The sequence below is a fragment of the Kitasatospora sp. NPDC092286 genome (genome assembly GCF_044755565.1).
GTDB lineage: Bacteria > Actinomycetota > Actinomycetes > Streptomycetales > Streptomycetaceae > Kitasatospora.
In genome coordinates this window covers 195,459-221,084 of record NZ_JBIVRD010000010.1, presented here as the reverse complement: position 1 = coordinate 221,084, position 25,626 = coordinate 195,459, and the positions used below count along the sequence as shown (strand labels likewise).

At 70.9% G+C, this 25,626-nt stretch carries 26 protein-coding genes; 15 read left to right on the top strand and 11 right to left on the bottom strand.

Annotated features, from left to right (window positions below; translation table 11 throughout):
• Positions 1-720, bottom strand: a 720-nt coding sequence (locus ACIQIB_RS13240; protein ID WP_400757890.1) for a transposase, incomplete at its 3' end; no start/stop codon positions are given.
• A 206-nt stretch (positions 721-926) separates the two neighbouring features.
• On the opposite strand from ACIQIB_RS13240, the gene ACIQIB_RS13235 reads away from it, so the two are divergent.
• Positions 927-1,469: a GNAT family N-acetyltransferase gene (locus tag ACIQIB_RS13235; RefSeq protein ID WP_363611907.1), complete on the top strand. Its 543-nt coding sequence runs from the start codon at positions 927-929 to the stop codon at positions 1,467-1,469.
• A 358-nt stretch (positions 1,470-1,827) separates the two neighbouring features.
• On the opposite strand, the gene ACIQIB_RS13230 is transcribed toward ACIQIB_RS13235, so the two are convergent.
• The 4 genes from ACIQIB_RS13230 to ACIQIB_RS13215 all read right to left on the bottom strand — a co-directional run bounded on the left by ACIQIB_RS13230 (position 1,828) and on the right by ACIQIB_RS13215 (position 3,900).
• On the bottom strand, positions 1,828-2,037 hold the full coding sequence (locus tag ACIQIB_RS13230; protein WP_400757872.1) for a DUF397 domain-containing protein: 210 nt from the start codon (positions 2,035-2,037) through the stop codon (positions 1,828-1,830).
• A gap of 308 nt (positions 2,038-2,345) precedes the next feature.
• Positions 2,346-2,555: a DUF397 domain-containing protein gene (locus tag ACIQIB_RS13225; protein ID WP_400757871.1), complete on the bottom strand. Its 210-nt coding sequence runs from the start codon at positions 2,553-2,555 to the stop codon at positions 2,346-2,348.
• A 308-nt stretch (positions 2,556-2,863) separates the two neighbouring features.
• A complete protein-coding gene (locus ACIQIB_RS13220; protein ID WP_400757869.1) occupies positions 2,864-3,076 on the bottom strand; it encodes a DUF397 domain-containing protein in 213 nt (70 codons plus the stop codon).
• Positions 3,073-3,900 (bottom strand): Scr1 family TA system antitoxin-like transcriptional regulator, encoded by an 828-nt coding sequence (locus tag ACIQIB_RS13215; RefSeq protein WP_400653774.1) that lies wholly within the window; start codon positions 3,898-3,900, stop codon positions 3,073-3,075. The genes ACIQIB_RS13220 and ACIQIB_RS13215 overlap by 4 nt, the downstream gene beginning before the upstream one ends.
• Positions 3,901-4,016: 116 nt before the next feature.
• Between ACIQIB_RS13215 and ACIQIB_RS13210 the strand changes: the two genes are divergently transcribed.
• The 4 genes from ACIQIB_RS13210 (at position 4,017) to ACIQIB_RS13195 (ending at position 5,919) form a co-directional block, all read left to right on the top strand.
• Positions 4,017-4,550: a hypothetical protein gene (locus ACIQIB_RS13210; RefSeq protein WP_400757867.1), complete on the top strand. Its 534-nt coding sequence runs from the start codon at positions 4,017-4,019 to the stop codon at positions 4,548-4,550.
• Positions 4,550-4,819: a hypothetical protein gene (locus ACIQIB_RS13205; RefSeq protein ID WP_400757865.1), complete on the top strand. Its 270-nt coding sequence runs from the start codon at positions 4,550-4,552 to the stop codon at positions 4,817-4,819. The genes ACIQIB_RS13210 and ACIQIB_RS13205 overlap by 1 nt, the downstream gene beginning before the upstream one ends.
• Positions 4,820-5,135: 316 nt before the next feature.
• Complete coding sequence (locus ACIQIB_RS13200; protein ID WP_400653776.1) at positions 5,136-5,501, top strand: hypothetical protein; 366 nt, start codon at positions 5,136-5,138, stop codon at positions 5,499-5,501.
• Positions 5,488-5,919 carry a hypothetical protein gene (locus tag ACIQIB_RS13195; protein ID WP_363611925.1) on the top strand — a complete coding sequence of 144 codons (432 nt, stop codon included), beginning with the start codon at positions 5,488-5,490 and terminating at the stop codon, positions 5,917-5,919. Before ACIQIB_RS13200 ends, ACIQIB_RS13195 begins: the two co-directional genes overlap by 14 nt.
• Before the next feature lie 94 nt (positions 5,920-6,013).
• Here the strand turns inward: ACIQIB_RS13195 and msrB are convergent, their stop codons facing one another.
• The 4 genes from msrB to ACIQIB_RS13175 all read right to left on the bottom strand — a co-directional run bounded on the left by msrB (position 6,014) and on the right by ACIQIB_RS13175 (position 9,413).
• Complete coding sequence (gene msrB, locus ACIQIB_RS13190) at positions 6,014-6,421, bottom strand: peptide-methionine (R)-S-oxide reductase MsrB (protein WP_363611927.1); 408 nt, start codon at positions 6,419-6,421, stop codon at positions 6,014-6,016.
• 27 nt (positions 6,422-6,448) lie between these two features.
• On the bottom strand, positions 6,449-7,879 hold the full coding sequence (gene murC, locus ACIQIB_RS13185; RefSeq protein ID WP_363611929.1) for a UDP-N-acetylmuramate--L-alanine ligase: 1,431 nt from the start codon (positions 7,877-7,879) through the stop codon (positions 6,449-6,451).
• Between the two features lie 163 nt (positions 7,880-8,042).
• A complete protein-coding gene (locus ACIQIB_RS13180; protein ID WP_400653778.1) occupies positions 8,043-8,504 on the bottom strand; it encodes an indole-3-glycerol phosphate synthase in 462 nt (153 codons plus the stop codon).
• Between the two features lie 141 nt (positions 8,505-8,645).
• Positions 8,646-9,413: a pyrimidine reductase family protein gene (locus tag ACIQIB_RS13175; protein ID WP_400757862.1), complete on the bottom strand. Its 768-nt coding sequence runs from the start codon at positions 9,411-9,413 to the stop codon at positions 8,646-8,648.
• Between the two features lie 138 nt (positions 9,414-9,551).
• Between ACIQIB_RS13175 and zapE the strand changes: the two genes are divergently transcribed.
• From zapE to ACIQIB_RS13155, 4 genes are all read left to right on the top strand, one after another.
• The gene (gene zapE, locus ACIQIB_RS13170) at positions 9,552-10,607 is read left to right on the top strand and encodes a cell division protein ZapE (protein WP_400757888.1); all 1,056 of its coding nucleotides are present in this window, start codon (positions 9,552-9,554) and stop codon (positions 10,605-10,607) included.
• 36 nt (positions 10,608-10,643) lie between these two features.
• A complete protein-coding gene (uvrB, locus tag ACIQIB_RS13165) occupies positions 10,644-12,737 on the top strand; it encodes an excinuclease ABC subunit UvrB (protein ID WP_363611935.1) in 2,094 nt (697 codons plus the stop codon).
• Positions 12,738-13,007: 270 nt separating this feature from the next.
• Positions 13,008-13,589, top strand: a complete 582-nt coding sequence (locus ACIQIB_RS13160) for a TerD family protein (protein ID WP_363611937.1) — start codon at positions 13,008-13,010, stop codon at positions 13,587-13,589.
• 240 nt (positions 13,590-13,829) lie between these two features.
• Positions 13,830-14,810: a TerC family protein gene (locus tag ACIQIB_RS13155; RefSeq protein WP_363611939.1), complete on the top strand. Its 981-nt coding sequence runs from the start codon at positions 13,830-13,832 to the stop codon at positions 14,808-14,810.
• A gap of 100 nt (positions 14,811-14,910) precedes the next feature.
• Here the strand turns inward: ACIQIB_RS13155 and ACIQIB_RS13150 are convergent, their stop codons facing one another.
• Complete coding sequence (locus ACIQIB_RS13150) at positions 14,911-15,564, bottom strand: MBL fold metallo-hydrolase (protein ID WP_363611941.1); 654 nt, start codon at positions 15,562-15,564, stop codon at positions 14,911-14,913.
• Between the two features lie 89 nt (positions 15,565-15,653).
• Positions 15,654-16,457 carry a maleylpyruvate isomerase family mycothiol-dependent enzyme gene (locus ACIQIB_RS13145; RefSeq protein ID WP_400757860.1) on the bottom strand — a complete coding sequence of 268 codons (804 nt, stop codon included), beginning with the start codon at positions 16,455-16,457 and terminating at the stop codon, positions 15,654-15,656.
• Between the two features lie 270 nt (positions 16,458-16,727).
• On the opposite strand from ACIQIB_RS13145, the gene uvrA reads away from it, so the two are divergent.
• The 6 genes from uvrA to whiA all read left to right on the top strand — a co-directional run bounded on the left by uvrA (position 16,728) and on the right by whiA (position 25,509).
• Positions 16,728-19,637: an excinuclease ABC subunit UvrA gene (gene uvrA / locus ACIQIB_RS13140; RefSeq protein ID WP_400653781.1), complete on the top strand. Its 2,910-nt coding sequence runs from the start codon at positions 16,728-16,730 to the stop codon at positions 19,635-19,637.
• A 105-nt stretch (positions 19,638-19,742) separates the two neighbouring features.
• Positions 19,743-20,180, top strand: a complete 438-nt coding sequence (locus tag ACIQIB_RS13135; RefSeq protein WP_400757858.1) for a Rieske (2Fe-2S) protein — start codon at positions 19,743-19,745, stop codon at positions 20,178-20,180.
• Positions 20,181-20,231: 51 nt separating this feature from the next.
• Positions 20,232-22,346: an excinuclease ABC subunit UvrC gene (uvrC, locus tag ACIQIB_RS13130; protein WP_363611949.1), complete on the top strand. Its 2,115-nt coding sequence runs from the start codon at positions 20,232-20,234 to the stop codon at positions 22,344-22,346.
• A gap of 124 nt (positions 22,347-22,470) precedes the next feature.
• Entirely contained in the window at positions 22,471-23,376 is a 906-nt protein-coding gene (rapZ, locus tag ACIQIB_RS13125) for an RNase adapter RapZ (RefSeq protein WP_363611951.1), read from the top strand.
• Positions 23,377-23,452: 76 nt separating this feature from the next.
• On the top strand, positions 23,453-24,538 hold the full coding sequence (yvcK, locus tag ACIQIB_RS13120) for a uridine diphosphate-N-acetylglucosamine-binding protein YvcK (RefSeq protein ID WP_400757856.1): 1,086 nt from the start codon (positions 23,453-23,455) through the stop codon (positions 24,536-24,538).
• Positions 24,529-25,509: a DNA-binding protein WhiA gene (gene whiA, locus ACIQIB_RS13115; protein WP_148642545.1), complete on the top strand. Its 981-nt coding sequence runs from the start codon at positions 24,529-24,531 to the stop codon at positions 25,507-25,509. The genes yvcK and whiA overlap by 10 nt, the downstream gene beginning before the upstream one ends.
• Positions 25,510-25,626: the final 117 nt, after the last annotated feature.

Here is a 25,626-nt window from a genome sequence, read left to right as displayed (position 1 = left end):
GGTGCCGGGAAGTCGAGGCGGGCATGCCCTGCGCAGGACGCGGTCCGAGCGCATCCTGGCCAGCACCTGGACGGGCAGGTCCTTCAGCAGGAAGGCCAGGCGCGGGGCGTCGTAGCCGGCGTCCGCGACGATGAGCACCTCCGGGTCGCCTGGATGCCATTGGCCAGCAGTGATCAGGCGGTGGACCAGCTCTCGCAGTTGGCGTGCGGTGACGGTGGCGGCGTCATCGCCCGGCGCCAGCCGCAGCGCGTCCAGCGGTGCGGTCCATGAGCTGCGGCCTGGCTCCAGGGCGGTGATGACCGAGTAGGGCCAGCCCGGGACCGGGATGTGCTGGTCCTTGCCCCGTCCGTAGGTGTGGCACAGAATCCGCTCTGGTGAGGTGTGAGCGTCCGGCCGTAGCCAGCAGGTGATGTCCACGGCCAGCACGATCCGGCCGTCGCTCGCGCGGGGCAGTGGCACCGATGCCAGCGCCCGCTTCAGCAGGTCGGCATCAAGGCGGCCGTGGGCCAGAGCGTCGTAGAGCCCGCCGTGGCCTCGACGGTGTTCGCCCACCAGGGAGAGTTCCACCAGCGACCTGACCGGCCCGTCGGCGCATAGCACCGCGTCGGTCAGCTCGAACAACGCGTCCCCGCGCCGGGTGAAGCAGGAGTAGAACTCCCCCCGGAAGCGTGACAGTTCAGCGAACGCATCCTGACGGACACCCTCATACAGCAGACTCATCCCCACGGCCTTCGTCATGGTCACGTGCATTCCTTGGTCGGAGCACATGATCAGGCGAAGGCCGCTTCCATGTACGGGAGTTACCGATACGAGTGATCAAGTTCGGCAGCCCGTTCGAGGTCACTGCTTAAAGATCAAGCTAGGGCGTGTATCGAAAGTGCCTAGTGAAGAGGGCGGAGAGCCCAATTGTGATCCAGAATGATTGGATGGTCACGCTTGAGACTCCCCGTTTGATCCTGCGTCGTTGGCGCGAGGAAGACGTTGCGCCCATGGCCGCCGTCAACGCCGACCCCGAGGTCATGCGGTGGATCCGCGACGGCAGCGTCCTTGACGAACAGCAGACACGCAGCCGGGTCCAGGCATGGGAGAGCGAGTGGGAGTCACAGGGCTTCGGCCTGTTCGCCGTGGAGATCCGGTCCACTGGCGAGCTGGCCGGGTTCACCGGCCTTTCGGTGCCCGACTTCTTGCCGGAGGTACTCCCGGCGGTTGAGGTCGGCTGGCGGCTGGGACGTTCACACTGGGGGCAGGGCTTGGCCACCGAGGCTGCTGCGGCCGCTGTACGGTTCGGGTTCGAAGAGCGAGGGCTGGAGCGGATCGTCAGCATCACGCAAGTGGGCAACGACGCCTCCGAACGGATCATGACCAAACTGGGGATGCATCCGGTCCGTGAGACCGTCAATCCCACCGGCGGTCGGCGAGTACGGGTGTTTGAGGTGTCGTCGGATCAGTACGTCACAACCACTCGTTGATGGCTGCGACGAGGGCGGTCGCCTCGTAGCGGACCGCGAGTTTGTCGTACCGTGTGGCTACAGCGCGGTGTCTTTTGAGTCGATTGATGCCGCATTCGACCGCGTGCCTTGCCTTGTAGTCTTCGGGGTCGAACTTCAGCGGACGACCGCCGCGTGAGCCGAGCTTCTTGCGGTTGCGGGCCTGGTCGGCCTTGTCCGGGATGGTGCAGCGGCTTCCTCTTCAGCAGTTGCCGGCTGTTGGCGAGGTACGCGACTCGCTCGGCGTGCCGGGACTGAAGGGTGCTGGAGACAGGGAGAGACCCCACCACATCGGGGAGAGGCGGTGGGGTCCCGGGTGGGGCGCGCTCAAGGCGCAGCATCAGATGGTGCCGAAGTCGCCCGACTTGACGCCCGCGACGAACGCGGCGAACGCGGCGGCGGGGAAGACGAGTGCGGGGCCTTCGGGGTCCTTGGAGTCACGGACGGGGACGACGCCGGAGAAGTGGGGGGCCACCTCGACACAGTTGCCGCCGTTGTTGCTGTGCCGCGACTTCACCCACCGAGCGTCGGTCAGATCGATGTGTGTCATTCAAGTCCCTTTCTCACCGCGCGGATCATGGTGAGTGAGGCCACCTTCGACAGTGACTCCACCTGTAGTTGGTCGTAGTCTCTCTTCCACGCTGCGACCGCTCAAGATGGCCCCTGCCTGGGATTCGGCGTATCCGACGACCGTGTGGATGGCCGGTGGCGACTTCCTCTTCAGCAGTTGCCGGCGGTTGGCGAGGTACGCGACTCGCTCGGGGTGCCGGGACTGAAGGGTGCTGGAGACAGGGAGAGACCCCACCACATCGGGGAGAGGCGGCGGGGTCTCGGGTGGGGCGCGCTCAGGGCGCAGCATCAGATGGTGCCGAAGTCGCCCGACTTGACGCCCGCGACGAACGCGGCGAACGCGGCGGCGGGGAAGACGAGTGCGGGGCCTTCGGGGTCCTTGGAGTCACGGACGGGGACGACGCCGGGGAAGTGGGGGGCCACCTCGACACAGTTGCCGCCGTTGTTGCTGTGCCGCGACTTCACCCACCGAGCGTCGGTCAGATCGATGTGTGTCATTCAAGTCCCTTTCTCACCGCGCGGATCATGGTGAGTGAGGCCACCTTCGACAGTGACTCCACCTGTAGTTGGTCGTAGTCTCTCTTCCACGCTGCGACCGCTCAAGATGGCCCCTGCCTGGGATTCGGCGTATCCGACGACCGTGTGGATGGCCGGTGGCGACTTCCTCTTCAGCAGTTGCCGGCGGTTGGCGAGGTACGCGACTCGCTCGGGGTGCCGGGACTGAAGGGTGCTGGAGACAGGGAGAGACCCCACCGCATCGGGGAGAGGCGGCGGGGTCTCGGGTGGGGCGCGCTCAGGGCGCAGCATCAGATGGTGCCGAAGTCGCCCGACTTGACGCCCGCGACGAACGCGGCGAACGCGGCGGCGGGGAAGACGAGTGCGGGGCCTTCGGGGTCCTTGGAGTCACGGACGGGGACGACGCCGGGGAAGTGGGGGGCCACCTCGACACAGTTGCCGCCGTTCTGACTGTGCGAGGACTTGAACCACTGGGCGTTTGGCAGCTTTACGGGATCGGTCATGTCAGGTCCTTCCAAGCAGCGCGGATCATGTCGAGGGACGCCACGTCGGACCGGGCTCCCACCTGTAGCCGATCGTAGTCCCTCGCCCAATTCCTCACGGTGTCTGTTTCCCGCGTCAGAAAGCCGCGTTCCTGGGATTCCGTGTACCCGACCATGGCCCGGTCTTGCATGGTCAGCAGGACGACCGGCAGCGCAAAGGGCCGCCGCTCACCCATGGAGAACGGCGCAACCTGGACAAGCATCCTTCCGGCGGCGGTGAGCTGCGCCAGGTGGTCGAGCTGTTCGCTCATGACCTGCGTACCCCCCACGAAACGACGTAGGCAGCTCTCGTCAAGTACGGCGTACACCAGCGGTGCCGTCGGCTTGCTGAGTCGCTGTTGCCGTGTCAGCAGATAGGACACCCGTTCCTCGGCCTGGGTGTCCGTGATCGTCCCGCGCTTCACATCAGCAGCGGCCAGGGCCTCGGCGTAGGCCTTGGTCTGGAACAGGCCCGGAATGACACCAAGCTCGAACATGCGTAGCTCGGCCGCTTTGGCCTCGTACGCCGCGTACTCGGGGAACCCCTCAAGTAGTGAGCTGTGCTTGAGATTCCACCACATCAGTTCAAGCGTTCCCCCAGTCGCCAGCTTCTCATCTGCACGGACCGCAAAGTCGAATGTAGGAGTGCGCATCGCCCGTTCGATGCACGAAACGAAGGAGTTGGAGAATCGAATCCGCTCGCCGAGCTCAGCCTGCGTGAGCCCGTGCGCCTCCCTTGACCTGCGAAGTTGGACGCCGAAAGCCGCGAGAGGAGATGCCGTTGGGTCAAGTGTCGTACGGCGCATGTCGATCAGGCTTTCGGTTCCGAGTCCTACACGGACCAAGTGTCGAGTCCAACAGCTTCCGATCGTAGCGCCGAATGCCGATCCTTGTAACGGAACGACTACGGAAAGGAGCGGTCATGGGCGCAACCGGATCGGGCGACTCCCTGCTCTCCCGCATGGTTGGGAAGCAGCGAAGAGCGGCCCGCAAGGCGTGTGCGGAGATGCGCGAGGCCACGGAAGAAGCCGGATGTCGGCTTCCATCACTGGGCCTTGACGCCCCGTCGGGCATCACCGGTGAAGTGCTGGTGGACATGGGGCGGGCTGCCCCGGACGTCATCACGCGCCTCGCGGAGGTCATCCGGGTGGGCGCGGCGGCCCTCGCCGCCGAGGCGCCAGACGGCCCCGACGGCCCCAACAGCCCCGACAGCCCCGAGGGAACGGTGACGCACCTCTGGGTGCCGCGTGTCGGTGACCTGGTGGTGGACATCTCGGCCGGGCTGGTCGGTGAGTTCTGCGGCGAGGACGGCGACCGGTGGCGACTCGCCCCGCTGGCCGGCGGGGACGAGTGGACGGCCGATCCCGTCACCGTGCGGTTCACGACCCCGGCGGACCGCGCACGGGGCGGCCCGATCCCCTACGCGGCCACCTGCAACCAGCCGAGGGCGGGATAGTGACCAGATCCGCCAAGGTGACTCGCTTCGGCGACTGGCTACTGCGCGAGGACACCGGACCCGACATCGACCCGCCGGCCTACCTCATGGTGTGCAAGTCCGAGGACGAGGACGGCGCCCCGTGCGGGAAAGACTCCGGTGAGGTCAACTCCTTTGCCGAGTCCACCGAGTGGACTCGCAAGCACGGGTGGGCGCACCCCGACCACCGGTCCTTCCGCCTGCTGGCCGACGTGCCGATGGTGATCGTTCCCGAGGTCGAGCCGCTCTGATAGGGCGGCCCCCGTTTCTCCCGTCCCGGGCGTTCTTCCGTTCCGCCCGGGACGGGGCACCGATCCCGGCACGCGGTGGCGCGCCGGGCAGCTCCGGGGCTTGATCACGCCCCGTGAGCCCCGCCCCGGTCGTTTCGCGCCGACCGGGGCGGGAACCCAAGACCCCCGCCCCGGTGCTGTCATGGCCGACTTCCCCGGGGCGGGCACCAGCCGCCGGCCGCCTGTGCAGGGCCGGGCGGAGCACAACCCCCGCCCCGGTGGCGTGACTTCGGATCCACGGACGACCGGGGCGGGGGCTTCTACGAGGAAAGGCGCCATGGCAAACGGGCCCGACACGAGTCCGGTTCAGTCGCAGATCATCGCGGCCACCGCGGACATGATCCTCGGCTCGTCCGACGACGATCTGCTTCCGGGCGCCGGGGGATGTCACTGCCTCCACCGGGCCGCCGGGGGCTGTGTCACGGACCTGCGTCCGGTGCTCCACACCATCCTGACCGTCTTCGGACGCACGGGTCTGGTGATCAGGATCAGACGGATCTACGACCCCGTGTCCCAGGTCCTCCGTCGCACGGAAATCCGTCTCCGAGGGGTTGCCCCGGACACCGGACGGCCGACCGAATGGATCGCCGAGTGCGCCCGCACGGCGCGGGCCGAAGGGGGGTCGCAACGTGCCGTTCGCTGAACTGGAATGGAGCCTGCCCGGCGGGGAGCGGTTCCCCGTGGCGTTCCGGATACCGGGCGAGCCGGCCCCGACCACGGCGCCCCGCCACTACCACCTGTTCCACAGCCATGCGGAGGAGCCCGTCGCCGGAGGGTACCGACTGGTCAGGGCGGCGGCATGGCGGTTGGACACCACCGTGCGGACCGCAGAACGGGCCGTCGAGTGGCTGGTGGCTGCCTGGGTGCGGGCCGGACGGCCGCACCCGGTACCGCCGATACCTTCGGCCGTGCGCACGCACCGCGCGCTGGTGTCCCTGGCAGCCGGCGTCGACATCGAGTGGGCCGGGTGGGTGCCCGGCGACCGGGGGCCCTACGTCCGGCTGGTGGCCGCGTGCTGTAGCCGTACGGGAATCCACCCCCCGGCACCGCCCCCGTTCTGATCCCGAGCCCCGGATCGGCGGCGCCGTGCGACCGCCGGTCCGGGTGGCTCCGGGGGCCCGCACCTGGCGGTGTCAGCCCGGGGCTCTGTACTGCTCAGCCCTCGGCGGGCTTGAGCGTCAGGGAGATGCTGTTGATGCAGTAGCGCTGGTCGGTCGGCGTGCCGTAGCCCTCGCCCTCGAAGACATGGCCCAGGTGGCCGCCGCAGCGGGCGCAGCGGACCTCCACCCGGCGCATGCCCAGCGAGGTGTCCTGGATGTACTGGACCCGGTCCTCGGCGAGCGGAGCGTAGTAGGACGGCCAGCCGCAGTGGCTGTCGAACTTGGTCTCGGAACTGAACAGCTCGGCGCCGCAGGCGCGGCAGCTGTAGACGCCCACCGTCTTGGTGTCGGTGTACTCACCGGTGAACGGGCGCTCGGTGCCGGCCTCGCGGAGCACGTGGTACTCCTCGGGGCTGAGCTGGGCGCGCCAGTCGGCGTCGGTCTTCTCGATCTCGTAGCTCATGTCGGCGGACTCCCGGTCGGGGCGGACTCAGACGTTGGTGGCAACGCTCGCGAGGTGCTCAAGGCCCTTCTCCAATTGTTCCAGGACGGCCGGCCCCAGGTTGGTGACATCGCCCGCGCCCATGGTGAGCAGCAGGTCGCCCGGGCGGGCCAGGCCGGCCAGCAGCGCGGGGGCGGCGTCGAAGGAGTGCTCGGCGGTGACCTCGGCACCGGCGCGGCGGGCCGCGTCGATGATCAGCTCACTGGTGACGCCGGGGACCGGGTCCTCGCGGGCCGGGTAGATGTCGAGCACCACCGAGGCGTCGGCGAGGGCGAGCGCCTGGCCCATCTCCTCGGAGAGCTGCTGGGTGCGGCTGAACAGGTGCGGCTGGAACACCACCAGGACCCGGCCGGCCCCGTCCAGGCCCTCGCGGATCGCCTCCAGGTCGGCGGTCATCTCGGTCGGGTGGTGGGCGTAGGAGTCGATCACCTGGACCCCGCCCGCCTCGCCCTTGAGCTGGAGCCGGCGGCGCACCCCGGTGTAGGCGCCGAGCGCCTTGGCGAGGTCGGTGGCCGGGACGCCGAGCGCGACCCCGGCGGCCAGCGCGGAGACCGCGTTGTGGGCGTAGTGCCGGCCGGGCACCGAGACGGTGAAGGCCAGCTCCGCGCCGTCCAGCAGCACGGTGACCTCGCTGGTCATGCCCCGGGCGACCACCGACAGGACCCGCACGTCGGCGTCCTCGGCGGCACCGACGGTGACCACGTTCAGGCCCTCGCGGCCGGCCACCCGGGAGGTCAGCTCGCGGGCGCCGTCGTGGTCGGCGGAGACCACCAGCGTCCCGCCGGGGGTGATCCGGCCGACGAAGGTCTCGAAGGACTCGTAGATCTCTTCGATCGAGGCGTAGTTGGCGTGGTGGTCCAGCTCCACGTTGAGCACGATCGCCACCTCGGGCGCGTACTTGTGGAAGCTGCGGTCGCTCTCGTCGGCCTCGGCGACGAAGATCTCGCCGCCGCCGTGGTGGGCGTTGGAGCCCGGCGCGTCGAGGTCGCCGCCGATCGCGTAGGACGGGTCCAGACCGAGCTCGCCGAGGGCGACGGCGAGCATGCTGGTGGTGGTGGTCTTGCCGTGGGTGCCGGCCACGGCCAGCGCCCGGCGGCCGCCCATCAGCGCGGCGAGGGCGTCGGAGCGGTGCACCACCGGGATGCCGCGCTCGCGGGCCACGGCCAGCTCCGGGTTGTCGGCGCGGATGGCGCTGGAGACGACGACACTGCTGGTGCCGGCCGGCACGTGCTCGGCGGCGTGGCCGATCCGCACGGTGGCACCGAGGGCGCGCAGCGCGTGGACGGTCTCCGACTCCTTGGAGTCGCTGCCGGAGACGCTGGCGCCGCGGACCGCGAGGATCTTCGCCAGGCCGGACATCCCGGCGCCGCCGATACCGATGAAGTGCGGGGCGTGCAGATCGTGCGCGGCGTCGTTCAAGGCGGGACTCCGTACGGGCGGGGGCGGGACGGTGGAGGTGCGGACGATGTGCGAATCGTCCTCGCGGACGGGCCGCAAGGACGATTCTGCACCACCGGCGACGGGCTCCTCGCCCGCCTCCGGCCGGGAGCCACCCCGCCCGGGGGCGGGCGGGGAGCGACGGTCAGGAGTCGCTGGCGAACAGCCGCAGGACCGGGACACCCACCTTGTGCCGGGCCTGGGAGGCCCAGTCACGGTGGAAGAACTCCTCCACGAAGTGCGGCGAGGTGAGCACCACGACCTCGTCGGCCCGGTGCTCCTCGACCACCGCCCGCAGCCGCTCCAGCGGCTTCTCCTCGACCAGCTCGCCGACCGCCTCGGCACCGGCCCGGCGCAGGTGGCGCAGGCTGTGTTCGAGCGACTCGCCGGCCACCGTCGGCCCGCTCTCGGACTCGTCGTGCTCGTGCGCCAGCTTGTCGAGGTGGCCGAGGGCGACGTCGTCCAGCGCCCGCAGCAGCTCGTCCTGCTTGCCGCGGGGCTGCATCAGCACCACGAAGGACACCTTCTCCTCGCTGTGGAGCGTGGTGACCAGCTCCACATCGGCGTCCGAGAGCGCCTTTTCGATCATCAGTACCGTCTTGAACACGTGAGTCCCTTCCCATGGCCGGCCCCCGGGCTCCGGCGTCGCATCCCATACTGCCCGGCGGAAGCTTTCCGCACGCTGCTCACCCGGCACACGGGCCACGCGGGCGGAAACGCCGATGGGAGCAGGATCACCATCCGGAGGTCACGGGGTCGGCGGACGCAGGTAGCGAGTGAAGAGGAATCCTTTCTGCTCGATCAGTGAGACCAGCCTCATCCGCTGCACGTCAGGCATCCGCGCATGGTGGATGATGCGCGGCGCGTCGCCGGCCGTGATCAGCGGCGCCAGCGACAGGCACAGCTCGTCCAGCAGGCCGGCGGCGGCCAGCTGTCCCAGCAGCCGGGGGCCGCCCTCGCTCAGCAGCCGGGTCCAGCCCCGGTCGGCCAGCGCCGCCACCGCCGCCCGCAGGTCCACCGAGCCCGTCCCTGCCACCACCACGTCCGCCACCCCGGCGACCGCGCGCAGGTCCGCCGCCGGCGCGTCCTCGGTGGTGATCACCACCGTCCGCACCAGCGGCTCGGTGAACAGCGGTGCCGTCAGGTCCAGCGCCAGCGAGCGGCTGACGATCGCGATCGCCGGCGCCGGGGCCTGCCCGGCCGCCCGGCGCGCCGCGGCGAAGTCGGCGCGGGCCCGGGCCGGCCGGTACCCCTCGGCGCGGACCGTCTCGGCGCCCACCAGCACCACGTCCGACAGGGCCCGCAGCACCCCGAAGATCCGCTTGTCGGCGTCCCCGGAGAGCCCCTCGGAGAGCCCGTCCAGCCGGGCCCCGCCGTCGAGACCGGCCACCATGTTGGCGCGCAGCCACGGGCGGCCCCGGTTCACCTGGTCGGGGTACGCGTACACGGCGGCGAGCGACTCCAGCGAGGCCGGGTCGGCGAACGGCTCGCTCAGCGGGCTGATCAACTGTTGCATGTCAACCAGTCTCGTTGCATGTCAACCCGGGTTCCACCCCCGGCCGGCACCGAAGGTCCCGCCCTGACCGCTCCACGACCAGGCGTACCCTCTACTAACGTGCCCGCAGCCCCACACCCCGACGCCGCGACCGAGTCCATAGCGACCGTGAGCGCGGCCGGCGCCCCCGTCGCGCTCACCGACCGCCGCCCCGTCGTCCCCGCCGAGCGCCTGGTCGCCGAGATGGTCCCCCCGCCGCGCTTCTCCGACGTCAGCTTCGGGACGTACCTCCCGGACCCGAACCAGCCCAGCCAGTACGAGGCCGTCCAGGTCCTGGAGCAGTTCGCCGGCGCGCTCAACAGCGGAAACGGTTCCGCCCCGAAACGCGGCTGGTTCCGCCGCACCGCCCCCGCGCCCACCGGCCCGGCCGGCGTCTACCTGGACGGCGGCTACGGCGTCGGCAAGACCCACCTGCTCGCCTCGCTCTGGCACGCCGCCCCCGGCCCCAAGGCCTTCGGCACCTTCGTCGAGCTGACCAACCTGGTCGGCGCCCTCGGCTTCCAGCAGGCCGTGCAGACCCTCTCCGGCCACCGGCTGCTCTGCATCGACGAGTTCGAGCTGGACGACCCGGGCGACACCGTCCTGGTCTCCACCCTGCTCGGCCGCCTGGTGGCGAACGGCGTCAAGCTCTGCGCCACCTCCAACACCCTGCCCGAGAAGCTCGGCGAGGGCCGCTTCGCCGCCGCCGACTTCCTGCGCGAGATCCAGGGCCTGTCCGCGCACTTCCGCCCGATGCGGATCGACGGCCAGGACTACCGCCACCGCGGTCTGCCGGACGCCCCGCCGCCCTACCCGGACGAGACCGTGGACGCCGTCGCCGCCCGCACCCCGGGTGCCTCCCTGGACGACTTCGGCACCCTGCTCGGCCACCTCTCCGCCGTCCACCCCAGCCGCTACGGCGCGCTGCTGGACGACGTGAGGGCGGTCTGCCTGCGCGGTGTCCGGCAGGTCGACGACCAGTCCACCGCGCTGCGCCTGGTCGTCCTCGCCGACCGGATGTACGACCGCGAGCTGCCCATCACCGCCTCCGGCATCCCCTTCGACCAGGTGTTCCCCGAGGAGATGCTGCGCGGCGGCTACCGGAAGAAGTACCTGCGGGCGATCTCCCGCCTGGTCGCCCTCGCCCGGGACAGCGCCCGGGGCGGGACGGAGTAGTCCCCGCTTGTCACTGGTGGGTCGTACGGTGGACCCGTGCGACCCATCACGAGCATTGAGCGGTCAGAGGCGCCCTTCGAGGTCGTCAGTCCCTACCAGCCCAGCGGTGACCAGCCCGCGGCGATCGCCGAGCTGGAGCGCCGGGTCAGGGGTGGGGAGAAGGACGTCGTCCTGCTCGGCGCCACCGGCACCGGCAAGTCGGCCACCACGGCCTGGATGATCGAGAAGCTGCAGCGCCCCACCCTGGTGATGGCGCCGAACAAGACCCTGGCCGCCCAGCTGGCCAACGAGTTCCGCGAGCTGCTGCCGAACAACGCGGTCGAGTACTTCGTCTCGTACTACGACTACTACCAGCCCGAGGCGTACGTCCCGCAGACGGACACCTACATCGAGAAGGACTCCTCGATCAACGAGGAGGTCGAGCGGCTGCGCCACTCCGCGACCAACTCGCTGCTCACCCGCCGGGACGTGATCGTGGTCGCCTCCGTCTCCTGCATCTACGGCCTCGGCACCCCGCAGGAGTACGTCGACCGGATGGTCCGGCTGAAGGTCGGCGAGGAGATCGACCGCGACGTCCTGCTCCGCCGCTTCGTCGACATCCAGTACACCCGCAACGACCTCGCCTTCACCCGCGGCACCTTCCGGGTCCGCGGCGACACCATCGAGATCTTCCCGGTCTACGAGGAACTCGCCGTGCGGATCGAGATGTTCGGCGACGAGATCGAGGCGCTGTACACCCTGCACCCGCTCACCGGCGAGATCATCAGCCAGGACGACTCCGTCCACGTCTTCCCCGCCTCGCACTACGTGGCCGGCCCGGAGCGGATGGAGCGGGCGGTCAACGGCATCGAGCGGGAACTGGCCGGGACGCTGGCCAGGCTGGAGAAGCAGGGCAAGCTGCTGGAGGCCCAGCGGCTGCGCATGCGCACCACCTACGACATCGAGATGCTCCGCCAGATCGGCACCTGCTCCGGCGTGGAGAACTACTCGATGCACTTCGACGGCCGTGAGCCCGGCTCGCCGCCGAACACCCTGCTCGACTACTTCCCGGAGGACTTCCTCCTGGTCATCGACGAGTCGCACGTCACCGTCCCGCAGATCGGCGCGATGTACGAGGGCGACGCCTCGCGCAAGCGCACCCTGGTCGAGCACGGCTTCCGGCTGCCCTCCGCGATGGACAACCGCCCGCTGAAGTGGGAGGAGTTCCTGGAGCGGATCGACCAGACGGTCTACCTCTCGGCGACCCCGGGCCCGTACGAGCTGTCCCGCGGCGACGGCCAGGTCGAGCAGATCATCCGCCCGACCGGCCTGATCGACCCCGAGGTGATCGTCAAGCCGACCGAGGGCCAGATCGACGACCTGGTGCACGAGGTCCGCAAGCGGGTCGAGCGGGACGAGCGCGTCCTGGTCACCACCCTCACCAAGAAGATGGCCGAGGACCTCACCGACTACATGCTCGGCCTGGACATCCGGGTCCGGTACCTGCACAGCGACGTCGACACGCTGCGCCGGGTGGAGCTGCTGCGCGAGCTGCGGGCCGGGCGGTACGACGTGCTGGTCGGCATCAACCTGCTCCGCGAGGGCCTGGACCTGCCCGAGGTCTCCCTGGTGGCGATCCTGGACGCGGACAAGGAGGGCTTCCTGCGCTCCGGCACCTCGCTGATCCAGACCATCGGGCGCGCCGCCCGTAACGTCTCCGGCCAGGTCCACATGTACGCGGACCGGATCACCCCCTCGATGGAGAAGGCCATCGACGAGACCAACCGCCGCCGGGCCGTGCAGCAGGCGTACAACACCGAGCACGGGATCGACCCGCAGCCGCTGCGGAAGAAGATCGGCGACATCCTGGACACCCTCTCCCGCGAGGACGTGGACACCGAGGAGCTGCTCTCCACCGGTTACCGGGGATCGGGCGGCAAGGGCAAGGCCCCGGTGCCGGCGCTGGGCGCGGACCGCAAGCCGGCCAAGAGCATGCCGGCCGCCGAGCTGGCCGAGCTGATCCAGTCGATGACCGACCGGATGCACACCGCCGCCGCGGACCTCCAGTTCGAGGTCGCGGCCCGGCTGCGGGACGAGGTCAAGGAGCTGAAGAAGGAGCTGCGGCAGATGCGCGAGGCGGGTATCGCGTAGGGGCTGCCCGGGCACGTCCGCGGCGCTCACCCCGGGCCGGCCGGGATCCGTCACCGGTCAAGCCCGGAGGTGTCTCAGCCCTGCCACAAAGGGGTAGACGTTGACCGATGCGCCCGGGGGGCGGCACCGCAGGCCCTAGGCTGGCCTGCGGTGCCGCCCCGGGCGGGCGGTGCGCATCAGGGGGCCTCAGCCGGGGGACGGCAACGGGGTGTTCCACCGTGGAGCCGGCGCGGCGAGCGGCCGCGTGGCTCGGGCAGAGAGGACAACGCCGTGTCGGTGAACCTTGCCAAGGGGCAGCAGGTCAGCCTGCAGAAGGGCGCGGGCGAGTCGCTGACGGTCGTCCGGATGGGGCTGGGGTGGCAGGCCGCACCCAAGCGCGGCCTGTTCGGCAGCCGGACCAGGCAGATCGACCTGGACGCCTCGGCCCTGCTGTACGCCGAGCGGACCCCGTCCGACGTGGTCTTCTTCCAGCACCTGGAGAGCACCGACGGCTCGGTGCGGCACACCGGGGACAATCTGGCCGGCGGGGCCGGCGCGGGGGGCGACGACGAGTCCATCCTGGTCGACCTGGCGCATGTACCGGCGCACATCACCCAGGTGGTGTTCACGGTCAGCTCGTACACCGGGCAGACCTTCGCCGAGGTGCGGAACGCGCACTGCCGGCTGGTGGACGACTCCACCGGGGTGGAGCTGGCCCGGTACGAGCTGGCCGGCGGCGGCCCGCACACCGGGCAGATCATGGCGAAGGTGTTCCGCGAACCGGCCGGCGGCTGGGGGATGCTGGCGATCGGCGCACCGGCCCGCGGCCGGACCTTCCAGGACCTGCTGCCGGCGATCGAGCCCTTCCTGTAGGCCCCGGTCTGTAGGCCCCGACCGAGAGGGTTCTTTACCTTCTTTACCTTCCTTTGGCCTTCCTGTTACTCTCGATGGCAGCGGAGGGGAGTATTCCCCCGCAGCTGTCCCGTCATCACGGGTGCCCCGAGCGGCGCCCCGGGGCGCTGGTCCGTGCGGCGCCCCGGAGCGGGCCCGGCGGGCGGAAGAGACCTCCGGCAGTGACGATGTCTGTCTCGCCTACCTGCCGGAGGAGCAGTAGTGGACGTTTCCGTAGCCATGTGGGTCTCAACGATCGGTGTGTTGATCGCACTGATCGTGGCCGACTTCTTCATCGGAGGGCGCAAGCCGCACGAGGTCTCCATCAAGGAGGCCGGTATCTGGACCGCGGTCTGGGTCGTGCTGGCGCTGATCTTCGGCGGGTTCCTCTGGTGGCACTCCGGCTCGACGCCGGCCGGTGAGTTCTTCGCCGGTTACATCACCGAGAAGTCGCTCAGTGTCGACAACCTCTTCGTGTTCATCCTGATCATGGGCAAGTTCGCGGTGCCCAAGATCTACCAGCAGCGTGTGCTGATGTTCGGTGTGATCATCGCGCTGGTGCTGCGCGCGGGCTTCATCGCCGGCGGCGCCGCCCTGGTCTCCACCTTCTCCTGGGTCTTCTACTTCTTCGGCGCGTTCCTGGTCTGGACGGCCTGGAAGCTCATCAAGGAGGCCCGCGCCGAGGAGGCCGACGAGGAGTTCGAGGAGAACCGCCTGCTCAAGTCCATCGAGCGGCGCTTCCCGTCGACCGACGTCTACCACGGCACCAAGCTGTTCATCCAGGAGAACGGCCGTCGGCTGATGACGCCGATGCTGATCGTCATGCTGGCGATCGGCACCACCGACGTCCTGTTCGCGCTGGACTCGATCCCCGCGATCTTCGGTCTCACCCAGGACCCGTACATCGTCTTCACCGCCAACGCCTTCGCCCTGATGGGTCTGCGGCAGCTGTACTTCCTGATCGGCGGGCTGCTGAAGAAGCTGGTCCACCTCTCGTACGGGCTGTCGGTGATCCTCGGCTTCATCGGCGTGAAGCTGGTGCTGCACGCGCTGCACGAGAGCGGTGTGCACGTGCCGGAGATCAGCATCCCGGTCTCGCTGGGCGTCATCGTGGTGGTGCTGGCCGTCACGACCGTGACCAGCCTGATCGCCGCGAAGAAGCAGGACCGCAGCGGCGACCACCCGGAGAAGATCGACGCCTGATCCACCGGCCCCGGCCGGACGAGCACGGCGGACCCGCGACCGAGCAGTGGTCGCGGGTCCGCCGCCTTTCCGCTTCCGGGAGCCCGTCGGGCCGGGGGGGCTACCAGCCGCGCTCGCGCCACTCCTGGAGGTGCGGGCGCTCGGCACCGAGGGTGGTGTCGTTGCCGTGGCCGGGGTAGACCCAGGCCTCGTCGGGCAGGACGTCGAAGATCTTCTCGTTGACGTCCCGGAACAGGCTCTCGAAGGCCGCCGCGTCGCCCCAGGTGTTGCCGACGCCGCCCGGGAAGAGGCAGTCGCCGGTGAACACGTGCGGGTGGCCCTGCGGGTCGTCGTAGACCAGCACGATCGCGCCGGGGGTGTGGCCGACCAGGTGCCGGACGGTCAGCTCGACCTGGCCGACCCGGACCGTCCCGCCGTCCTCCAGCAGCACTTGGGTCGGCACGTCGATGCCCTCGGCGTCGTACCGCCCGGCGGCGGTCCGGGCGCCGGTGGCCGCGACCACCTCGGCCAGCGCGCCCCAGTGGTCGTGGTGCCGGTGCGTGGTGACGACGGTGGCCAGGCTCTCGCCCACCGACTCCAGCAGCACCGGCGCCTCGGCGGCCGCGTCGATCAGCAACTGCTCGTCGGTGGCCCGGCAGCGCAGCAGGTAGGCGTTGTTGTCGTACGGGCCGACGGCCACCTTGGTGATGATCAGATGGGCCAGCTCGCGCACGTCCGGCGGTCCGCCGACCTTCACCGCTCCGTGGTACGTCATCCGTCCGCTCCTCGTCGTGTCGGGTCCGCCGGGCACCTCGCCCGGCCGAGTCGTCGCTGCTGCCAGCATGGTCGGCCGACCGCCCGGTGTCAGCCCAGGGGCGGGAGCGACGGCAGCGCGGTGCGGGCGTCGGCGAGCTGGACGCCGCCCCGGTGGACCTGGAGGCCGTCGCCGTCCGAGCGGCCGGCGAGCCAGGCGGCCAGCGCCCGCACCGGGCCCTCGGCGGTCAGCCCGGGGGTGTCCGGGGCCGCGCCGATCCGGGCCCGGTCCGCGGTGTCGTCGGCGATCAGCTCGACCGGGGGCAGTTCCGCGCTGTCGGCCAGCCGTGCGGCCAGGCGATGGAATTCGGCCACCGCGAAGGACTCCGGCCAGTGCGCGGGGGTGTGACCGGCGTCCAGGTCGACGTGGTGGTACTCGAGCTCCATCAGCCGCTTCCAGGGGATCTCCGCGGCCTCGAAGGTGTAGCCGGCCCGGTGGCGCACCTCGGCCGACCAGGCCTCGGCGGGCAGCTCCGCGGCCGCGGCGGCGAACCGCTCGGCGGACTCGCGCAGGTCGGCGAGCTGCGCGTCCAGCGGGCGCGGCGCGCCCTCCTCGATGCCCTGGTCGCGGGCCTCGGCGCTGGCGTACTGGGGGATGTCGGTGCCGGTCCGGGCGCCGTTCAGCAGGTTGACCAGGGAGTCGGCGTTGCGGGCGAGGTGGGCCAGCACATGCCCCCTGGTCCAGCCGGGCAGGGCCGAGGGCTCGGCGACCGCCTCGGGCTTCAGGCCGGCCACGGTGTGCAGCAGCCGCCCGGTGCTCTCGGCGGCCAGACGCAGCCGCTCGGCGGCCGTGGCTGCGGGGGTGGTGGCGGTGGCGGCTGCGGAGCCGGCGGTGTCGGTCTGCGGGTCGGTCATCGGTCGGGCCCTCCGATCGGCTGGTTCTCGGCGTTGCCCGCGCGGGGCTCCGCTCGTTGACCAGCCGACGCTACCGCTGATCCCGGCCCTGAGCAGGAGCTTTTTCGGACTGGGTGCGGACGCGCCAGGTCACGACCGCACTCGTTCGGGTGAACTCCACTGGACATGGTCGAGAATCGAACGCATGAGCTATAGGCTGGCTGCCGCATCCTGGAAGAAGTACACATCTCACCGCAAGCCATCTCGCCCCGGAGAAAGGCGCCAGAAGCAGTGGCCGACCGCCTCATCGTCCGCGGTGCTCGCGAGCACAATCTGAAGAACGTCTCGCTCGACCTGCCCCGCGACTCCCTCATCGTCTTCACGGGCCTCTCCGGCTCCGGCAAGTCCTCGCTCGCCTTCGACACGATCTTCGCCGAGGGCCAGCGCCGCTACGTGGAGTCGTTGTCCTCCTACGCCCGTCAGTTCCTCGGGCAGATGGACAAGCCCGACGTCGACTTCATCGAAGGCCTCTCCCCGGCCGTCTCGATCGACCAGAAGTCCACCAACCGCAACCCCCGTTCCACCGTCGGCACCATCACCGAGGTGTACGACTACCTGCGCCTGCTGTTCGCCCGGATCGGCAAGCCGCACTGCCCGCACTGCGCCCGCCCGATCGCCAAGCAGTCCCCGCAGGCCATCGTCGACAAGGTGCTGGAGCTCACCGAGGGCACCCGGTTCCAGGTGCTCAGCCCGGTGGTCCGCGAGCGCAAGGGCGAGTTCGTCGACCTGTTCGCCGACCTCCAGTCCAAGGGCTACGCCCGCGCCCGGGTGGACGGCGCGACGATCCAGCTCGCCGAGCCGCCCAAGCTCAAGAAGCAGGAGAAGCACACCGTCGAGGTGGTCATCGACCGCCTCACCGTCAAGGAGAGCGCCAAGCGCCGGCTCACCGACTCGGTGGAGACGGCCCTGCGGCTCTCCGGCGGCATGGTCGTGCTCGACTTCGTCGACCTCCCGGAGGACGACCCCGAGCGCGAGCGGATGTACTCCGAGCACCTCTACTGCCCGTACGACGACGTGTCGTTCGAGGAGCTGGAGCCGCGCTCGTTCTCCTTCAACTCGCCGTTCGGCGCCTGCCCGGACTGTTCGGGTCTGGGCAACCGGATGGAGGTCGACCCGGAGCTGGTCGTCCCCGACGACGAGAAGTCGCTGGACGAGGGCGCCATCCACCCCTGGTCCGGCGGCCACACCAAGGAGTACTTCCAGCGCCTGATCGACGCGCTCGCCGGCGAGCTGGGCTTCCGCACCGACATCCCCTGGGCCGGGCTGCCGGCCCGCGCCAAGAAGGCACTGCTGTACGGGCACAAGCACCAGGTCGAGGTGCGCTACCGCAACCGCTACGGGCGCGACCGGTCCTACACCACGGGCTTCGAGGGCGCGGTCCCGTTCATCCAGCGCCGGCATACCGAGGCGGAGAGCGACAGCAGCCGCGAGCGCTTCGAGGGCTACATGCGCGAGGTGCCCTGCCCGACCTGCGAGGGCACCCGGCTCAAGCCGGTGGTGCTGGCCGTCACCGTCGAGGGCCGCTCCATCGCGGACGTCTCGGCGATGTCGATCAGCGACTGCTCGGACTTCCTCGGCGCGATGAAGCTCAACGCCCGGGACAAGCAGATCGCCGAGCGCGTCCTCAAGGAGGTCAACGAGCGGCTGCGGTTCCTGGTCGACGTCGGCCTGGACTACCTCTCGCTCAACCGGGCGGCCGGCACCCTCTCCGGCGGCGAGGCCCAGCGCATCCGGCTCGCCACCCAGATCGGCTCCGGCCTGGTCGGGGTGCTCTACGTGCTGGACGAGCCGTCCATCGGCCTGCACCAGCGCGACAACCACCGCCTGATCGAGACCCTGGTCCGGCTGCGGGACATCGGCAACACCCTGATCGTCGTCGAGCACGACGAGGACACCATCAAGATGGCCGACTGGGTGGTCGACATCGGCCCGGGCGCCGGTGAGCACGGCGGCAAGGTGGTGCACTCCGGCTCGCTGAAGCAGCTGCTCACCAACAAGGAGTCGCTGACCGGCCAGTACCTCGCCGGCAAGCGCTCCATCCCGATCCCGGCCGGCCGCCGCGAGCGGGACAGGAAGCGCCAGCTGACGGTGCACGGCGCCCGCGAGCACAACCTCAAGGACGTCACGGTCGGCTTCCCGCTCGGGACGTTCACCGCGATCACCGGGGTCTCCGGCTCGGGCAAGTCCACCCTGGTCAACGACATCCTCTACACCCACCTCGCCCGGGAGCTGAACGGCGCCCGCAGCGTGCCGGGGCGGCACACCCGGATCACCGGCACCGACCTGGTGGACAAGGTGGTGCACGTCGACCAGTCGCCGATCGGCCGGACGCCGCGCTCCAACCCGGCCACCTACACCGGCGTGTTCGACCACGTCCGGCGGCTCTTCGCGGAGACCCAGGAGGCCAAGGTCCGCGGCTACCTGCCCGGCCGGTTCTCCTTCAACGTCAAGGGCGGCCGCTGCGAGAACTGCTCGGGCGACGGCACCATCAAGATCGAGATGAACTTCCTGCCGGACGTCTACGTGCCGTGCGAGGTCTGCCACGGCGCCCGGTACAACCGGGAGACGCTGGAGGTCCACTACAAGGGCAAGTCCATCGCCGAGGTGCTGGACATGCCGATCGAGGAGGCGCTGCACTTCTTCGAGGCCGTCCCGGCGATCGCCCGGCACCTGAGGACGCTCAACGACGTCGGCCTCGGCTACGTCCGGCTCGGCCAGTCCGCGCCGACGCTCTCCGGCGGTGAGGCGCAGCGCGTCAAGCTCGCCTCCGAGCTGCAGAAGCGCTCCACCGGGCGGACGGTCTACGTGCTCGACGAGCCCACCACCGGCCTGCACTTCGAGGACATCAGCAAGCTGATCAAGGTGCTCTCCGGGCTGGTGGAGAAGGGCAACACGGTGATCGTCATCGAGCACAACCTCGATGTGATCAAGACCGCCGACTGGGTCGTCGACATGGGCCCCGAGGGCGGCTCCGGCGGCGGCACCGTGGTTGCCGAGGGCACCCCGGAGCAGATCGCGGCGGTCTCGGAGAGCCACACCGGCAAGTTCCTCCGGGACATCCTCCCGGGCGAGTTCACCGACGCCCCGGTCGCTCCGGTCAAGGCGAGGGCCCCGCGCAAGCGGGCCGCCGCCAAGAAGTAGCGCGCGACATCCCGCCCGGCCGCCCCCGTCGACGGAGGCGGCCGGGTAAGCGCCGCATAGACTTCCGCCGACGCGCGCAGCAGCCGATCCCAGGAGTGAACCACGATGTCAGAGGCCCCCGAGAGCCCCGCTACCTCCCGCCGCACCCTGCTCTGCGGGGCGGCGGCCGTCCTCGCGGCCGGCGGCGGCGCCCTGGCGGTCTCCGGCTGCTCCTCGTCCTCCTCCGACTCCTCCGGTGGCGCCAAGTCCCCGGTGGACGTCGGTCCGGCGGCCGGTGTGCCGGTCGGCGGCGGCACCGTCTACCGCGACAAGAAGATCGTGGTGACCCAGCCGACGGCGGGGGAGTACAAGGCGTTCAGCGCCAAGTGCACCCACGCCGGCTGCATCGTCGACCAGGTCAAGAACCAGCAGATCCAGTGCCCCTGTCACGCCAGCCGGTTCGGCATCACCGACGGCGCGGTGCAGGACGGTCCGGCCCCCACCCCGCTGCCCGCCTACACCGTCGTGGTCGAGGGCGGCAACCTCAAGGTGACCCCGAGCTGAAGCAGTTGATCTCCCCTCCGCAGCCCCGGCCCGACTCGGTACGGTGGACCCATGGCTGACCCGTCCACCTACCGCCCGGCACCGGGTGCGATCCCGACCTCACCGGGTGTCTACAAGTTCCGCGACGCCCACGGGCGGGTCATCTACGTCGGCAAGGCCAAGAGCCTGCGGCCGCGGCTGTCGTCCTACTTCCAGGACCTCGCCGGGCTGCACCCGCGCACCGCGACGATGGTCACCACCGCCGCCTCGGTGGAGTGGACGGTGGTCTCCACCGAGGTCGAGGCGCTCCAGCTGGAGTACTCCTGGATCAAGGAGTTCGACCCCCGGTTCAACGTCAAGTACCGCGACGACAAGAGCTACCCGGAGCTGGCGGTCACCCTCGGCGAGGAGTACCCGCGGGTCCAGGTGATGCGCGGGGCGCACAAGAAGGGCGTGCGCTACTTCGGTCCGTACGGGCACGCCTGGGCGATCCGCGAGACGGTCGACCTGCTGCTGCGCGTCTTCCCCGTCCGGACCTGCTCCAACGGCGTCTTCAAGCGCGCCGGCCAGGTCGGCCGGCCCTGCCTGCTCGGCTACATCGGCAAGTGCGCCGCGCCCTGCGTCGGCAAGGTCTCGGCGGACGAACACCGGGCGCTGGCCGAGGACTTCTGCGACTTCATGGCCGGGCGCACCGGCAACTACCTGCGCCGGCTGGAAGAGCAGATGCGGGAGGCCGCCGAGGATCTGGAGTACGAGAAGGCCGCCCGGCTGCGCGACGACATCGGGGCGCTCAAGCGCGCGATGGAGAAGAACGCGATCGTGCTCGCCGACGCCACCGACGCGGACCTGCTCGCCGTCGCCGAGGACGAACTGGAAGCCGCCGTCCAGATCTTCCACGTCCGCGGCGGCCGGGTCCGCGGCCAGCGCGGCTGGGTCACCGACAAGGTCGAGGACGTGGACACCGCGGGGCTGGTCGAGCACGCCCTCCAGCAGCTCTACGGCGGCGGCAACGAGGCGGTGCCGCGCGAGGTGCTGGTGCCCGCGCTGCCCGAGCCGGCCGAGCCGGTCCGGGAGTGGCTGGCCGGTCTGCGGGCCGGCCAGGCGGGCAAGGCGGGCCAGGTGGACCTGCGGGTGCCGCAGCGCGGCGACAAGAAGGACCTGATGGCCACCGTGCAGCGCAACGCCCAGCAGGCGCTGGCGCTGCACAAGACCAAGCGCGCCTCCGACCTCACCACCCGCAGCCGCGCCCTCCAGGAGATCGCCGACGCGCTGGAGCTGGACTCCGTCCCGCTGCGCATCGAGTGCTTCGACATCTCCCACCTCCAGGGCGAGGACGTGGTCGCCTCGATGGTGGTCTTCGAGGACGGCCTGGCCCGCAAGAGCGAGTACCGCCGCTTCCAGATCAAGGGCTTCGAGGGCCAGGACGACGTCCGCTCGATGCACGAGGTGATCAGCCGCCGCTTCCGCCGCTACCTCCAGGAGCGCGAGCAGACCGGCGAGTGGGCTGTCCCCGAGGCCGACGACCCCGGTGCCGAGACCGGTGCCGAGACCGGTGCCGTCGACCGGGCGGCCCCGGGCCAGGAGGCCCCCGCAGGACCGGTCGACCCGGAGACCGGCCGCCCGCGCCGCTTCGCCTACCCGCCGCAGCTGCTGGTGGTGGACGGCGGCCAGCCGCAGGTCGCCGCCGCCAGACGCGCCCTGGACGAGCTCGGCATCGACGACATCGCCCTCTGCGGCCTGGCCAAGCGGCTGGAGGAGGTCTGGCTGCCCGGCGAGGACGACCCGGTGGTGCTGCCCCGCAGCAGCGAGGGCCTCTATCTGCTCCAGCGGGTCCGCGACGAGGCGCACCGGTTCGCGATCGGCTACCAGCGCACCAAGCGTTCCAGGCGACTCACCGCCGGAGAACTGGACTCCGTCCCCGGCCTCGGCGAGACTCGCCGCCGGGCGCTGCTCAAGCACTTCGGTTCGCTGAAGAAGCTCCGGGCGGCCACCGTCGACGAACTCTGCGCCGTCCCCGGCATCGGGCGGCGGACCGCGGAGACTGTTGCGGCAGCGTTGTCCTCCCGTACACCGGCGGCACCGGCCGTGAACACCGCGACCGGCGAGATCATCGATGACAGTGCCGACGAGGCCGCCGAGCCGGCGCCCGCCGCAGCCCAGACCGCACCATCCCGGGAGACGCCATGACGGCCGACGCCGACCGTCAGCCCGCGCGCCCCGCGTTCACTCGCCCGAGTGAGCCGGGGAAGCGCGGCCGCGCCACGCGCGTTCTCCTCAGCAGAACCACCGAGAGCGGGGAACCGAAGTGACGATGTCCGACGATGGGGGTACCCCCCGGCCGCCGGCCGCGGGGGAGAACACCCCGGAGCTAGTGATCATCTCAGGTATGTCCGGAGCCGGCCGCTCCACCGCGGCCAAGTGCCTGGAGGATCTGGGCTGGTTCGTGGTCGACAACCTGCCGCCCGCCCTGATCCCGACCATGGTCGACCTCGGCGCCCGTTCCCAGGGCAACGTCGCCCGGATCGGCGCCGTGGTGGACGTCCGTGGCCGCCAGTTCTTCGACGACCTGCTCACCTCGCTGGACGAGCTGGAGAAGCGCGGCGTCCGGCTCAGCGTGGTCTTCCTGGACTCCTCCGACGACGCGCTGGTCCGCCGGTTCGAGAGCGTGCGCCGCCCGCACCCGCTCCAGGCCGACGGCCGGATCGTCGACGGCATCGCCCAGGAGCGGGACCTCCTGCGCGAGCTGCGTGGCGAGGCCGATCTGGTGATCGACACCTCCAACCTCAACGTGCACCAGCTGCGCGCCAAGCTCGACGCCCAGTTCGCCGACCACGACGAGCCCGAACTGCGAGCCACCGTGATGTCCTTCGGCTTCAAGTACGGCCTGCCGGTCGACGCCGACCTGGTGGTGGACTGCCGCTTCCTGCCCAACCCGCACTGGGTGCCCGAGCTGCGGGCCCGGACGGGCACCGACGCGGACGTCGCCGACTACGTCTTCCAGCAGCCCGGCGCCAACGAATTCCTCAACGGCTACGCCGAACTGCTGAGGATCGTCACCGAGGGGTACCGACGCGAGGGGAAGCGCTACATGACCCTTGCCGTAGGCTGCACCGGTGGCAAGCACCGCAGCGTCGCGATGTCCGAGCGCCTGACGAAGCGTCTCATCGCCGATGGTGTCGAGACGGTGCTCGTCCACCGTGACATGGGACGGGAGTAGCCGCCGCGCCCCTGCCGGCCCGCCGGCGGAGACCGGCGGCGGGCGAGAGGAACGCGAGGTAGGTGTGACGGGATACGTGCCCGGGCGGCAGTTTCAGAACAAGACCGCCGACCGGACGGGGGGCCCGTCGCGCACCGCGGCGCCCAGTCGGCCGCGGACCAGCCCGGCCCGCACCAACCCGGCACCCAGGATCGCCGCCCTCGGCGGCGGCCAGGGCCTGTCCGCCTCGCTCTCCGCGCTGCGCCGGCTCACCACCGACCTCACCGCCGTGGTCACCGTCGCCGACGACGGCGGCTCCAGCGGGCGGCTGCGCGAGGAGCTCGGGGTGCTGCCCCCGGGGGACCTCCGCAAGGCGCTGGCCGCGCTCTGCGGGGACGACGACTGGGGCCGCACCTGGTCCGAGGTGATCCAGCAGCGCTTCACCGGCACCGGCGAGCTGGGCGGCCACGCCGTCGGCAACCTGCTGATCGTCGCGCTCTGGGAGAAGCTCGGGGACCCAGTGGCCGCCCTGGACTGGGTCGCCCGGCTGCTGAACGTCCAGGGCCGGGTGCTGCCGATGTCGGCGGTGCCACTGGACATCGAGGCGGTCGTCCGGGGCCACGACCCGGCGCGCCCGGGCGAGCTGTCCGCCGTGCGCGGCCAGGCCAGCGTCGCGGTGACGCCGGGCACGGTGCAGTCGATCCGGCTGCTGCCGGACGGGCCGCCGGCCGTCCCGGAGGCCGTCACCGCCGTCCGGGAGGCGGACTGGGTGGTGCTCGGCCCCGGCTCCTGGTTCACCAGCGTGCTGCCGCACCTGCTGGTGCCCGAGCTGGCCAAGGCGCTCACCGAGACTCGCGCCCGCCGGCTGCTCACCCTGAACCTGGCCCCGCAGCCCGGCGAGACCGAGGGCTTCACTCCGCAGCGCCACCTGGAGGTCATCGCCGACCACGCCCCCGCCCTCGCGGTGGATGCGATCCTGGTGGACGAGCGCGCCGTCAGCGGGGGCGCCTTCGGTCAGGCGGACCTGGCCGGCCTGGAGAAGGCCGCCGAGCGGATGGGCGCGGCCCTGGTGCTCGACCGGGTCGCCCGCGCCGACGGCACGCCGCGACACGACCCGGAGCTCTTGGCAGCCGCGTACGACCGGATTTTCCGGACACATGGAAGGATCGGGCCATGGCGATGACTCCAGCGGTGAAGGACGAAATCAGCCGGCTCCCGGTCACGAGGGCCTGCTGCCGCAAGGCGGAGGTGTCGGCGATCCTGCGATTCGCGGGCGGGCTCCACATCGTGAGCGGCCGCATCGTGATCGAGGCGGAGCTCGACACCGGCGCGGCGGCACGGCGACTGCGCAAGGACCTGCTGGAGATCTTCGGACACTCCTCGGACCTGGTGGTGATGGCACCCGGCGGCCTGCGGCGCGGCAGCCGCTACGTGGTCCGGGTGGTCAAGGACGGCGAGCTGCTGGCGCGGCAGACCGGCCTGGTGGACGGCCGAGGCCGCCCCATCCGGGGCCTGCCCCCGGCGGTCGTCTCCGGCGCGACCTGTGACGCCGAGGCGGCCTGGCGCGGGGCCTTCCTGGCGCACGGCTCGCTCACCGAGCCGGGCCGGTCCTCCTCGCTGGAGATCACCTGCCCCGGCTCCGAGGCGGCCCTGGCCCTGGTCGGCGCGGCCCGCCGGCTGGGCATCCCGGCCAAGGCCCGCGAGGTGCGCGGGGTGGACCGGGTGGTGATCCGCGACGGTGACGCCATCGGCGCGCTGCTGACCCGCCTGGGCGCCCACGAGTCGGTGCTGGCCTGGGAGGAGCGCCGGATGCGGCGCGAGGTGCGGGCCACCGCCAACCGTCTGGCCAACTTCGACGACGCCAACCTGCGCCGCTCGGCCCGCGCCGCCGTCGCGGCCGGCGCCCGGGTGCAGCGCGCGCTGGAGATCCTGGGCGAGGAGGTCCCCGAGCACCTGGCCGCCGCAGGCCAGCTGAGGATGCAGCACAAGCAGGCCTCGCTGGAGGAGCTGGGCGCCCTGGCCGACCCGCCGCTGACCAAGGACGCGGTGGCCGGCCGGATCCGCCGGCTGCTGGCGATGGCGGACAAGCGCGCCTCCGAGCTCGGCCTGCCCAGCACCGAGGCCAACCTGACCGACGAGATGGCGCTGAACTAGGCCTGGCCGGCCCTGATCCGGCCGGTGAAACCGACGACCGGTGCCCCTGACAGGGGGCACCGGTCGTTTCGCGTTCGAACCGAGGGGACCAAGGGCCCGGCGGGCCTCCGGAGGGCG